This is a genomic window from Clostridia bacterium (assembly GCA_014360065.1).
In the GTDB taxonomy this organism is placed as follows: domain Bacteria; phylum Bacillota; class DSM-521; order Neomoorellales; family JACIYF01; genus JACIYF01.
Window position 1 is genome coordinate 1 of record JACIYF010000073.1, and the last position, 12,613, is coordinate 12,613.

At 51.8% G+C, this 12,613-nt stretch carries 13 protein-coding genes and 1 pseudogene; all 14 read right to left on the bottom strand.

Annotated elements, in window-relative coordinates; translation table 11 throughout:
• Window positions 1-150 precede the first annotated feature (150 nt).
• Window positions 151-1,619 (bottom strand): annotated as a pseudogene (locus H5U02_10395) (IS1182 family transposase).
• A gap of 26 nt (window positions 1,620-1,645) precedes the next feature.
• Entirely contained in the window at window positions 1,646-1,768 is a 123-nt protein-coding gene (locus tag H5U02_10400) for a helix-turn-helix domain-containing protein (GenBank protein MBC7342834.1), read from the bottom strand.
• Between the two features lie 190 nt (window positions 1,769-1,958).
• Complete coding sequence (locus H5U02_10405) at window positions 1,959-2,285, bottom strand: hypothetical protein (GenBank protein MBC7342835.1); 327 nt, start codon at window positions 2,283-2,285, stop codon at window positions 1,959-1,961.
• Between the two features lie 3 nt (window positions 2,286-2,288).
• The gene (locus H5U02_10410) at window positions 2,289-2,435 is read right to left on the bottom strand and encodes a hypothetical protein (GenBank protein MBC7342836.1); all 147 of its coding nucleotides are present in this window, start codon (window positions 2,433-2,435) and stop codon (window positions 2,289-2,291) included.
• A gap of 96 nt (window positions 2,436-2,531) precedes the next feature.
• Window positions 2,532-2,978 carry an IS1634 family transposase gene (locus tag H5U02_10415; GenBank protein ID MBC7342837.1) on the bottom strand — a complete coding sequence of 149 codons (447 nt, stop codon included), beginning with the start codon at window positions 2,976-2,978 and terminating at the stop codon, window positions 2,532-2,534.
• 421 nt (window positions 2,979-3,399) lie between these two features.
• Window positions 3,400-4,341, bottom strand: coding sequence for a transketolase family protein (locus H5U02_10420; protein ID MBC7342838.1), 942 nt, complete (start codon window positions 4,339-4,341; stop codon window positions 3,400-3,402).
• 411 nt (window positions 4,342-4,752) lie between these two features.
• The gene (locus H5U02_10425; protein ID MBC7342839.1) at window positions 4,753-5,571 is read right to left on the bottom strand and encodes a transketolase; all 819 of its coding nucleotides are present in this window, start codon (window positions 5,569-5,571) and stop codon (window positions 4,753-4,755) included.
• Window positions 5,572-5,948: 377 nt separating this feature from the next.
• Window positions 5,949-6,716, bottom strand: coding sequence for an SDR family oxidoreductase (locus H5U02_10430; protein MBC7342840.1), 768 nt, complete (start codon window positions 6,714-6,716; stop codon window positions 5,949-5,951).
• Window positions 6,717-6,824: 108 nt separating this feature from the next.
• Window positions 6,825-7,319 (bottom strand): (2Fe-2S)-binding protein, encoded by a 495-nt coding sequence (locus H5U02_10435; GenBank protein MBC7342841.1) that lies wholly within the window; start codon window positions 7,317-7,319, stop codon window positions 6,825-6,827.
• A 5-nt stretch (window positions 7,320-7,324) separates the two neighbouring features.
• The gene (locus H5U02_10440; GenBank protein ID MBC7342842.1) at window positions 7,325-8,191 is read right to left on the bottom strand and encodes a xanthine dehydrogenase family protein subunit M; all 867 of its coding nucleotides are present in this window, start codon (window positions 8,189-8,191) and stop codon (window positions 7,325-7,327) included.
• Window positions 8,188-8,646: a carbon monoxide dehydrogenase subunit G gene (locus tag H5U02_10445; GenBank protein MBC7342843.1), complete on the bottom strand. Its 459-nt coding sequence runs from the start codon at window positions 8,644-8,646 to the stop codon at window positions 8,188-8,190. The genes H5U02_10440 and H5U02_10445 overlap by 4 nt, the downstream gene beginning before the upstream one ends.
• A gap of 27 nt (window positions 8,647-8,673) precedes the next feature.
• Window positions 8,674-9,063 carry a hypothetical protein gene (locus tag H5U02_10450; GenBank protein MBC7342844.1) on the bottom strand — a complete coding sequence of 130 codons (390 nt, stop codon included), beginning with the start codon at window positions 9,061-9,063 and terminating at the stop codon, window positions 8,674-8,676.
• A 28-nt stretch (window positions 9,064-9,091) separates the two neighbouring features.
• Complete coding sequence (locus H5U02_10455; protein ID MBC7342845.1) at window positions 9,092-9,865, bottom strand: N-acyl homoserine lactonase family protein; 774 nt, start codon at window positions 9,863-9,865, stop codon at window positions 9,092-9,094.
• Between the two features lie 23 nt (window positions 9,866-9,888).
• Window positions 9,889-12,333, bottom strand: coding sequence for a xanthine dehydrogenase family protein molybdopterin-binding subunit (locus tag H5U02_10460; protein ID MBC7342846.1), 2,445 nt, complete (start codon window positions 12,331-12,333; stop codon window positions 9,889-9,891).
• Window positions 12,334-12,613 lie beyond the last annotated feature (280 nt).

Sequence of the window (12,613 nt, forward strand, 5' to 3'; positions counted from 1 at the left end):
TTAGCTCAAGGGGCTGTTGAAAAACTCCACTTAAAAGCCGACCCTTCTTAGGCTGCCAAGCGGTATAAAAAGGAGTTGGGCAGGGCGAACCAGGCACGCCTTGCCCCTTCGATCTTGGATCCCATTCCGTTAACCTTTGTGAAAATTCCAGAGCCTTGGGGGTCTGGTTCTTGCCCGTGCTTTGACCATGCGCTTTATGTTCTGGGCTGTGGCAGTCATCAGGCACTGTTCTCTAACGTGCTCAAGACCTCTAAACTTAGCCCTCCTTAGTCCGTGGCGTTCTTTGGCTTCCCCAAATATGGTTTCTGGTCCGGTACGCCGCCAGATCGCGGCTTCCCGTGCTTCAGGACGCCTGAGCAGCCCATCGACGTATTCAAACACCCGCACGTCTATATGCCGTTTGATGGTCCGACCCCTCCTCTTGGCGGTGGTGCACCGGGCTTTGTGGGGGCAAACTTTACAATCTTGGGACCTTGCCCGGTACACTTTCATAATCCCCTTATCTATATACCCTTGGTACCGTAAGACTTTCTCATTGGGGCAGATGTAACAGTCGTGCTCCGCGTCATACCGGAACTTCTCTTGGGGCCAGATCTTGGGGTTGCCTTCATGGAAGTTCTTATGCGGGATGAAAGGCTTAACCCCAAGTGCCAGAAGTTCTTTGTAGACGCGGGATTCGCCGTGGGCCTTGTCGCCTGATACGGAACCCGGCCGAAAGCCGAACTTGAACATCTGAAGGAACCAGTACCCTGGCCTCATCGGCGTTGCCCGGGATTACTTCCACACCGGTAACGATCTTGTACAGACTGTCTACGGTAATACACTCTATATAGCCCAGCTTCTTCGGTTGCCCGGGGCGGGCAAATATCCTGGCCTCGGGGTCGGTACGGCTGATGTGGGTGGCGTTGGTTTTCTCTTCTGGCCTTTTTAGTTTGCCCGACCTATCTCTGCCACCATCAGCAAAAACTGAGCTCCTCTGTCGGGTATCCGTACCGTCCGTCGGGGAGGCGCTTGGCTTAAGGGCAACACCTTCATTTGAGCCAGAAGCTACGCCAGGCTCCTTTGGTGCAGTTCTCTGATCGCTCGCCGGGTGTGGCTCCTGCTCTCCCTCTATTCCTACGGGATTTTCCTGCTCCACTTTTTGCATGTACTCTGCCGGGGACATCTCAACTATTCGCCTTGTCACCATCGATTCGTAGGAGGCATTGGCCTGAATAGTGGTACCGTCAAACGAAAGGTGCTTGCCAGCAACCAGACCCTTCGCGATACACTGTCGAACAACCTCATTAAAAATTTCCTGAAACACAGACGTGCCCTTGAAACGGCCATGGCGGACAGGGTGGAATGGTCGGGAATTTCCTCGTCCAGCTCATACCCTATAAATTCTCTAAAAGCCAGGTTGACTGGATCTGCTCCATGAGTTCGCGCTCTGATGTAATGCCGTAAAAATAACCTACAAGTAGGGTCCGGATAAGCACTTCGGGGTCAATGGACGGCCGGCCGGTAGAAGAGTGCAAGTGGGCCACCTTTTTTCGGATGAAGGAGAAGTCGACCGCCTCTTCTACCTGGCGCAGAAAGTGGTCTTCTGGGACAAGGCTGTGCCAGCAACCAAAGAACACGGAGACCTGGCGTGTTTTCCGACCCATCACCGGCCATCACCTCCTCTTTTAAGGGGCGGCCGGTCGGCAAGAACAGAGTGCATTGCATCTTCGACACGCCTTATCCACCGGTAGACGGTTTCGCGGGATAGCCCGTACTGCCTAGCCAAGGAGGCGATGGGCTCTCCTGCTCAGTATCGCTTGACTATTTGAACTCTTCTTTGTACCGGGATGGATTTTCTAGCCATGAGCGTTCCCCCATAATAAGACATCTTATGGGTTTATTATACGATAACATGGCGGTCATATCAACATATGTGTCTCATTATGGTTTCCTCGCTCATGTTTTCCAACAGCCCCTTAAGCTGGTGGAATATAGGCCTCTCGGTAAGGGAGCTTTTCATGGCGCGAAAGGCGTTCTCGACCCGGGTTAAAAGGGAGTAGATGCGCCAGGCCTCTTCGGCGCTGACTGTCGGCGCGGTCGGTTTTTAGGAGGTAGATGCCGTCAAGTTTTTCTGCCACCGCCTTCTTTTCTCCCCTTAATGTCCAGCTGAGTCCAGCTTTGTTGTAGGCGATCTCGTAATACCTGGCCACCCGGGGATAGCACTCTTTTATCCGGCCAATGGACTCAAAGATTTTGTCATCCCGGTTAAGCCGGCCTTTTTCTACCCGCTTTTTAGTTTTCAAAGGTCACAAAGAAGGCGTTTTTCTTGAGTTTCCCTTATGGCTCGGTCCTTGGGAGCGCTCTTCGCTTACTACCAGGACGTAAACTCGGCCGCCGCACTCCTTCTTTTTTACCTCTACCTGGGTCTTCTTTTGATAAGGGTCGATGGCCAAAACAAATCCTTCTCCCTCTTCGAATTCACCAAGCCAGCGGTCGCGCTCGCTCTGCCTTGCGGCTATAACGTAATGGTAGCCACGTCCGGTAATTAGCTATAGGTTCTCCTCGCTTGCCATGCCCCGGTCTACGACTACCGTAACCCCCTCTTTTCTCCCCTGCCTTTTCTCTAAGGCGTCAAGCATCTCCTCTACGGTGGTACCATCAGATCGGTTTCTTTCGAAGACCTCATGCATGATGGGAAAGCCTTCCCTGTCCACCACCAGCCCCACCAGAACTTGTTTTCGGTCCGGTCGCTTATCCCTGGAATATCCCCTGCTCTCCTTGTTCTCTTGACACTGCCCCTCAAAATAGGTAGACGTAAGATCGTAGAGATATGTGGCGCTGTCAAGGTTGAATAGATTCTCTTCCCTTGCCCTAAGCCCCGCCTCGATTTGGGCTCGCGCTGGATACAGCTGGTCAAGGTTGCGGTACAAAGAGTCCTCCGCCAGATTAGAAAAGCTAACACCCATTATGTCTTCGGGGCCGTTGTGTTCACCCAACCGGGCATGCCGTGCTCCGAGGCCGGGCTGATCAGCCTGTTCAGCACCATAACTTTGGTCAAGTGCCGCACCCTTTCCCTGATACCTGCCTCGGCTAAGACCTCTTCCATCCCAAGCCTTGCCCAGAACTGGTTGGCAACGTGGACCGGCCCAGCCTCTCTCGCCTCCTCCACCGCCACCGCGAATTCCGGTAGAAGATGTCGGGGAGCAGGGAAAGCTGAGGGAGATGGAAAAAGCTGGCTGACGCCAATCGATTAGGCAAGCATTTGCTCTACGTATGGCCTAGTCTGTTCGCGCCCGTTGTCAAGTGTTCTTCCAGCAACTTGGCAATAGGATTTCCGTTCGCACCGTCCCTGGGTCCAGAACACCAGGCTCGGTCCAGGCAAGCCAAATCGCCCCAAACCTTGCTCTTATGGTATTATCAGGCCGTGGCCCTGGTGACGGCAAGGGTCTTGGCTACAATATTATCTACAGTCAGCCCGTATTTTGCGGCTAGATCCTTATTTGATCCAGATTCGCCAAATGTATCCATAATGCCAACTCTGATCACTAATGCAGGAATACTTTCAGATAGCAGCTCGGCCACTGCTGAACCCAGACCACCTATGATGCTATGGTTTTCGACTGTTATGATAGCACCAGTATCAAGCGCAGCCTGGTATATTAAATCCTTGTCCAAAGGCTTTAGGGTTGGAATATGTATTACCTTGGCGTCTATCCCTTCTTCTTCTAGAAACTTCGAAGCTTCCAGAACAAGATGTGTAGTATACCCCTGCCCAACAAGACTCACGTCTTTTCCTTCGCGTAGAATAACACCGCTTCCAATCCTAAACTCATACTCCGAATCAAAGAGTACTGGCAACGGATCTCGTGTGGTCCGCAAGTATATAGGTCCATCATGCTCTGCTGCCATCTTAACCATTTGCTTGGCCTCGACCGCATCAGCAGGTTCCATTACAACCATATTAGGCATAGCTCGCATAACTGCAATGTCCATTACCGACTGGTGGGTCTTGCCTGTCTTCCCAGTAAACAGACCGGCATAGGCCCCCATTATCTTTACGTTTAATCTAGGCTGCGCTATCGAAACCCTAATTTGGTCAGTAACTCTCTTTGCTGCGAAGCAAGCGAATGTACTTGTAAAGGGAATGAACCCAAGAGTTGACAACCCTGCGGCTACGCAAACCATGTTTTGTTCCGCTATGCCCATCTGAAAAAAACGCTCCGGAAATACGGCTTCGAATCTGTCCACCCTAGTAGAGCTTCCTAAGTCCGCATCTAGTACTACTATCTCCTCGTTGACCGATCCAACCTCTACCAAAGCATCGGCCACTGCATCTCTGATAGCTATGGCGCCATTCATTAGAATCACCCGCTTCTTCCCAAAGCCTACAGCTCCTGACCATGCTTGCCACGGCAACAACAAGAGGACTTTATTGCGCAAATGGCACCCAAAAACCCCACGGAAGGTTAGCTATAGTAGCAGATGGGACAAAACTCAGCATCAGCTGTCAGAAACTTCTGTTGCTGCTCCTCAATCTGTAAGTCGCACCCACGGCGTTGCTTCCACCTACGCAAAAAGATCTTCAGAAAATGGAGACCAGCTTTCAGCTTTTAGGGAGAATACTTCTGCATCGAGATAATGCTAGGGTGGGCGTCTACCGCTAACTCATTATCGCTTTATTTTCTTCTTGGTCTAGTCCAACAAGCGGTTCTAAAAAAGTCCCGTTTAGTTCCTCGTACACCTGCTGATTTCGGCACTTTAGGCTTGATGTTATGGCGCTAGCTCTCCCATTGCAAGTTGTAGCTGTTTATCACTTATCGCGGCCGAATGCCAGTATACCTGGTTCTCCATAAACGAAACCCCTTTTCCTTTGATTGTGTTCGCCAATATCACTACGGGTCTCGCGGTGTCTGTTGCGTCCCTCATGGCAGAAATGATCTCTCGAAAGTCGTGACCATCTATTTCGGTGACTGCCCATCCAAAGGCTTCCCACTTTGCTCGCGCTGAGGCAATAGGCATAATTTCGCTGACCTTTCCCATCAGCTGCAAGCCGTTCATGTCTACAATCGCAGTCAGATTAGTAGTCCGGTACTTAACGGCCGCCATGGCCGCTTCCCACACTTGGCCTTCTTGTAGTTCTCCGTCACCGAGCAGCACCCATACCCGGAAGTCCTTCTGTTTTAACTTGGCTCCAAGGGCCATTCCTAACCCTACAGACAGCCCCTGACCCAAGGACCCACTGGACATGTCCACCCCAGGCGTTGTCTTCATACATGGGTGACCCTGAAGTCTCGAATCGATCGCATCAAAGGTCAATAGTTCTTCTTCGGGAAAGTAGCCTCTAGCAGCAAGTACGGCGTAAAGTGCTGGTGCCGCATGCCCCTTAGAAAGAATGAAACGATCTCTCTCCTCCCAATTCGGGCTGCAGGGATCTATTCTCATTACTTCGAAATACAAGGCAACCAGTATCTCCACAACCGAGAGGGAACCCCCTGGGTGACCTGCACCAGCTTTGTGAAGCATTTTGACGATGTTTTGTCTAACTCGCCTAGCTACTTTTTGAAGATGACTTATCTCGGCATTATTCACCTGAATCACCTCTTTCCCAAGCTCAATGCAGGTCTGCCCGGTACCTAGCCCCTCTTGCTAATATCCTCTGTTGACAACGCATTTTACCGAGCAGCCTTCCCTGTCTCTTCTCTGCAAGTTGAAACACCCCACAAGAGAGGTCGCTCGGCCGCAACGAGGACACTTGCCGGTTGGTATAAGAGCAAGAGACTTTTTCTGGGCCTTTTCCGCCACTTCATGCTCTACCATCCCGGCATTTCGTAGCCCCAGCCCAACGTCTTCTCGCACGTAGCATACACGCCTTTCAACAGAAAACTGGCTCAACCATCACGCCGAAACCGAAGATGCTTGCAAATCGAGACATAACAAATGCTATTTCTTATTAACTGTTAGAGCCTCTAGTTCATGTAGAAACCCCCGTTGACGTCAAGTGTTGCGCCAGTTATATATGAAGCCAGATCTGACGCCAAGAACAATGCTACATACGCAATCTCTTCTGGTTCAGCGAATCTCCGCATAGGTACGTTCCTCAGGAATTCCTCGTTGACTTCCTTAGGAACCATAGAGAGCATGGCCGTGCGTACCCGCCCGGGCGCAATCGCATTCACGTTAATGCCAAACTCGGCGAGTTCACCTGCCAAAGCATGGGTGAGCCCAATGACCCCTGCCTTGGTAGCAATATAATGGGCACCAGTGAATGCTGTATAAACCCTAGCAGAAGCCGAAGAGACGTTAATGATTCTTCCCCTCCTCAGCCTGACCATGTCCGGAAGCACTGCCCGACAGCAATTAAACATCCCGGTCAAATTAACAGCTACTACTCTGTCCCATTCTGTTTTGGCCATCTCGTAGAGAGGAACTTTCTGTCCATCCTTTTTTGGAGAAATACCAGCAACATTTACAAGCACGTCTACCGGACCAACCAGTTCCTTAGCCATTTGAACAGATGCCATCACTTGCTCAAAGTCCGAGACATCAAAAGGTGCGGCAATACTCTCGACTCCAATTGCTTCAAGTTCTTGTACTGTCTCCCGGGCTCTGGACTCTTCCGCGTCGTTTATTATGAGTTTTGCCCCCTCCTCTCCAAAGACCTTTGCTACAGCCTTTCCGATTCCTTGCCCAGCAGCCGTGACCAGTACTACTCTTCCATTAATGCCCGTTTCCAAGATCACTACCTCCTTTCTTCCCCACATACTTGGTGTTGAGACCAAGGGTACGCGTGGGAGCCTTGCCGCAAGGCTCCCACCTTCATGTTTGGGCTTTCTAAATAGTATCTATCGCGCCTTCCGACTGGCGCTTTTGACTGCTCTTACTATGCCGGCGTAACCTGTGCACCTGCAGATGTTGCCAGCCAAAGCTTCCCTAATTTCTTCTTCGCTTGGTTCTGGATTCTCCTTAAGAAAACTATACATTGACACGACTACCCCTGGCGTACAAAAACCACACTGAACTCCGTGATTTTCTATGAGCGCCTCCTGAATAGGATGAAGGTTGTCTGGCCCCTGGGCAATCCCTTCAACTGTGGTGATTTGACATCCGTCAGCCTGAACCGCGAACATCAAGCAAGATCTTACCAGCTTCCCATCAAGTATAACGGAGCATGCACCACAAACCCCTTCTTCGCAACCTACGTGGGTCCCCGTAAGGCCGAGCTCTTGCCGGATGAAGTCTGAAAGAAGCAACCGAACGTCCACATCACGTTCGTAAGTCACTCCGTTTACTGTGACTCTAATCCGTTTGCTTTCATAACAAGCTCCAGTGTCTACCATTCTTGTCACCCCCTAATTCTAGCTGCCGCAAGTGTGAGGGCTCTTCTTGTCAGCACCTTGGCAAGGTGTCGGCGATAGTCTGAAGAAGCAATGTTGTCGGACTCAGGCGAGATTTCATCCGCAACTGCTTCTGCTGTCTCCTTGATGGCCTTTTCGTCAGGCCTTTTGCCGACTAGAAGATCAGCAGCTTTCGCTTTGTGGGGCGACCCCCCCACGCCTCCCAGGGCAATTCCTGCTCCTACAACTTTTTCGTCACTGTCGGTCTTGATCCACGCCGCTACATTGACCAGCGCAAAATCCCCGTAGCGACGCCAGACTTCGGTTATTGCATGACCCATCCTCTTGGTAAATACCGGTACCCTAATTTCCCTTATTAGCTCATCGGGCCGCAGCGCAGTGGTAAAATATGTTATGAAAAATTCGTCCATGGAAATAGTTCTTTCGCCTTGTTTGCTAACGACCAGAGCTTCTGCTCCCAGAGCGTGTAACACACAAGGCAGCTCAGCTGCGGGATCGCAGTGAGCAAGACTGCCGCCTATCGTACCCCTCGTGCGGACTGCTCGGGACCCTATCAGCGCAGCTGCCTCGGACAAAAGTGGGCAGTTTTGCTTCACAATTTCCGATTTTTCAAGTTCCGCGTGCCTGGTCAGCGCCCCAATAACCAAGGTATCGCCTTCTACCCGGATGAACGACAACTCTTCTACTCGGTTTATATCTACGAGTATCTTCGGCCGCGCCAGGCGCAGGTTAAGCATCGGCACCAGGCTTTGCCCGCCGGCAAGAATCTTGGCATCAGAACCATATTCGTTCAAGAAATCAAGGGCTTCTGCGACCATGGACGGCGCCGTATAGCGAAACTTGGAAGGCTTCATGCAGCACCACTCCCCTCTCTTCTCTGAATCTCCTTCTTCAGGTTACCGAAAAACTGGCTCACCAGGATCTTTGCTACGCCCCCGAGAACACGCTGGCCCAGGCCGGCCAACATTCCGCTCACCGTGACATCGGCTTGGTAAACGACCACAGTGTCATTTTGGTTTTCGCCCAGACGTATATCGCACCTCAAATCGAGGGAGCCTAAGGCGCTCTGCCCACTGGCAACAATCGAGTAACTTTCTGGCGGATTCTTATCAACGATCGCCATCTTCCCCTGATAAACCCCTGATACGGGACCGATCCCTACTCTTATGGCAGCTTCGTAAGTATCTGTTTCCATCGGCCGAAAACTCTCGCAACCGGGAGTGCATATTCTTAAAACATCAGGATCGTTGAGATAGTCCCATACGCGGGCCCGGTCAAACGGCAGCTCCTGTTTTCCGCTTATAATCACGTTTCGTCCCCCCTAGCATGCCGCGGTCTAGCCCTCCACGAAAGCAGCCACTGGGTCGCTTCCCGGGTAAGAAACAAAGACAATTCGCAAACCGTAGAAAGAACATATGGCTTCTTCCATTTTGCCCACGGCAAACCTTGTGATCAGTTTCCCGCCTTTCTTCGCTACTTCTTCCGCTGCTCTATCCACATCGTCAACTCGCAGGTGGAAGCTGCGCACGCTAACTTCTGTTGCGGCAGTTGAGGTTTCAAAAAGCTCAACCCCCAGCCGGCTGAGGGCGACACGCGCTGTGGTTCCGCCAGGCTGTTGCACTTCTCTTACAGCCCCGAAGTTTATGCCTATCGATTCGAACATGCGCATCGCTTCATCAAGGTCGGGCACATTGATTGCAACTCTTTCAAGCTTAATTGGACACATGCCTCTTCATCCCTCTGGACTGCTAGTTTTACAGGCCATCGTTGCCGTAGTTCTCCCATACCTTGTAGTCATGCGTTGGGAGACAAATATCCGCGTCTCTTTTCAGTTTGTATATTGCCATCTGCATCGACTCGAGGTCATAGTAAAGTCCCGGCGGGATCTGCTGCTCGATGTTTATTTCTGTCTTCCGGCAGATATCGCCAATACACGCTACCCTTCCGGCGTCGGTGTCGACATAAACTACCTGACTTCCTGGAGTGTGAGAGTTCCAAAAAGGCTCGCATCTCACTCCAGGAATAATCTCTTCAGCGCCTTCTATCAGCGCAACCTGTGCCCATAGTCTATCTACCAACATTGCAACGTCCATCCGGTCATAAAAGAACCCGCCGCCTCCCACTGCAATGTGCCTCGCTTTCGGCGCAGCTGCTGCTTTTAATTCCTCGCGCTGCACGACTATCTCCGCATTGGGAAATGACTCGCAATTGCCCACGTGGTCGTAGTGCAGATGCGTTAGGACTACATAACGGATATCATCACGAGTTATGCCGAAACGGCCGAGCTGCGCGCCGACAGACCACTCGTCTCGGGTACGGTGAGGCCCTAGCTTATGCACGGAAGTGCAGCGCTCTGCGCTTCTAAACCCGGTATCGACTAGTACAGGATGCGATCCCCCCAGGATCAAAAAGCCAAGGATGGGTACTTTGACTACAGTCTCGTCTTTGGAAAGCGACCAAAATATGTCTAACTTGGCGCTTACTTCGGCTTCTCCCAAGAGCAGCGGATAAAGTCTCAACTTGCCCAATGCCTGGCACCTCTTTTCAGTCCTTAGCCGGCTTTAACGGCAAATCGCTTGATGAGCTCAAAAACCCGGTCAGGAGTCAGCGGAAGCTCCGATACTCTTACTCCAAACTCAGAAAGGGCGTCTTCAACAGCATTCGCTATTGCTGCCGGCGGTGCGATCGTGGGTCCTTCCCCCATTCCTTTGCTGCCAAGGGGCGTAAAGGGTGAAGGAGATTCGATGTGGGCAATTTTCAGGTCCGGTATTTCCATGGCCGTTGGGTGCAAGTATGTGGACATGTCCACATTTAGGAGCTGTCCGTTGGAATCGTACTTGAGTTCTTCCATTAGCGCTCCACCTATACCCTGTGCAGTGCCCCCTTGGATCTGGCCCTCAACGATCGTTGGGTTGATGACAGTGCCACAATCATGGGCAACCGCCGCATCAAGGAGCTTGATCTGCCCGGTTTCAATGTCGACTTCGACGACCACAGCCAGACAGGACGATGGGTGAGTGGTGTACAGGACTATTCTCCCTAACTCGTCCGGAGTCCAGCTTACTACCGAGCTGGTCCATACCACGCTAGCCTCCAGCCCCGCCTCATGCTCCTTCGGCACTAACCCATAAGGACCGGGCCATAGATGCACTGCATTGCCTAATTCACGAAAGCTAATGCGCTTATCACTAGTCTTACTGCAAACGCTCTTATAATCGATTTCTAGATCTTCAACGGCAACCTGCAACATGTTGGCTGCTACAGCAAGGATTTTTTCGCGAAGCTTACGGGCCGCCTCCTTGACTGCAGAGACACCATATGTGGCCCCGCGACTGGACCATACCCCCAGTCCGTAAGGCATGGCATCGGTGTCTCCGAAGATAACCTTGACATCATCAAGATCAAGGTTCAACTCATCAGCTACAACCTGGGCCAGCGTAGTTTCTATGCCCTGACCAATGTTCTGAAGTCCCGTGTGGACCTGGACCCCACCTTCTGGCACAAGGCGCACCCTGGCTGGTTCGTAACCATTGAAAATACAGTTCGGCACCGCTCCCCCCGAAGGCTCGAGCGTAAACGCTAGTCCTATTCCCAGGTACTTGCCCTGCCTCCGAAGCTCTTGCTGTTTATTCCGGACGTTAGCGTAATCAATCAGCTCAAGCGCTTTGTCTAGGCAAGCTTCAAAGTTTCCACTATCATAGAGGGGACCGCTTATCTGCTTGTACGGAAATTCCTCCGGCCTTATGAAGTTTCTTCTACGCAATTCCTCAGGCGGAATGCCGAGTTTCTGGGACATCACCTGCATCATCCGCTCCATCGGGAAATTAGCGATGTCCTTGCCGTAGCCGCGATATGCCCCATAAGGACCCTTGTTCGTAACCACCCCTCTTACTCTGACCTCATAAGCGGGCACCTTATAGGGACCAGGCAAGTAGGCGCCTGCAACCAAGATCTTTCCGGCTCCAGCTGCGCGAACAGTGCCGTCGCAGCCTATATTCCCAACCAAGTCAGCCTTTATCCCAAGGATCTTCCCGTTGCCGTCTGCGGCTACTTGAAGTTTCCAAACGTAATCCCGGCACTGCATCCCCGAGAGCAGGTTCTCCACCCGCGACTCCGTCCACTTAACCGGTCGGCCAGTTATCATGGCAAGCAGGCAGGGAATGACCTCTGCATCAGCTTGAAGTTTATTGCCGAACCCTCCGCCCACATCTTGTGTTATGACCCTTACATTTTGCTCGGGTAACCCTAACGTCTGTGCAATTAGGGTACGTGACTGGTTCGGGGCTTGCGTCGACATCCAGACTGTCATCTGTTTACAGTACGGATCGTAGTCTGCTACCGCTGCCCTTCCTTCCATGGGTACGCCCGTCCATCGATGCTGCGTAAACTCCTCTTGAAAAACGTGGGTCGCCTTGCTGAAAGCACCCTCCACGTCGCCGATCGAACATCCCCAATCGACTTGAACGTTATCGCCCCACTCCGGATATAGTAGCGGAGCACCTTCTTCCAATGCCTCCTCTACGCTGGTCACAACCGGTAACGGCTCATATTCTACCCTAATAAGGTCAAGCGCGTCTTCGGCAACATATCGGCTCACTGCGGCAACGGCCGCGACTGGCTCCCCGGCAAACCTTACCTTGTCAACTGCAATCGCATACAGTTCGGGTACTTTCATGCTAATATTGATAGTCGGAGCCAGAGGCTTCCAGAACTTTTTCGCTTCCTCCCCAGTAATAACCGCCATTACGCCTTCCAACTGTTTTGCCTTCGATGTGTCTATATTGACGATTCTGGCATGTGCATATGGGCTCCTGAGAACAGCTGCGTGAAGCATTCCGGGTAACTTAACGTCATCTGTGTAACGCCCGCGCCCGGTGACAAATCTAACATCTTCCTTTCGTTTGGCTCTGGCACCAACCCATTTTCGCGCTCCATTAGCCACTTTAGGATCCACCTCCGCTTCGCAATATCCCGACCAGCATTTTTCCAAATACATTGTGCGCTAACATTTCTTTTGGTTTGTCCCGTAACCTAAGTAAACTAACGGCAGGATTTCATCCTCCCCCCTTTCGCAACATAAGCATGCTAGCGGCAAACCCTGAGCGTCCGGAAAAGGCGAAAAACGTTCACCCGAAGTTTACTAGGCTGCTCACCCAAGCGAACGATTTAACTACTCAGCTACAGCTTGATGCAAAACTGCTGCCAAGCTCATTCCAGCGAAAACCACGCGCTTACGGTTCCACGCGCATGGGCATTGGTTGTTCAACTCTTGCACA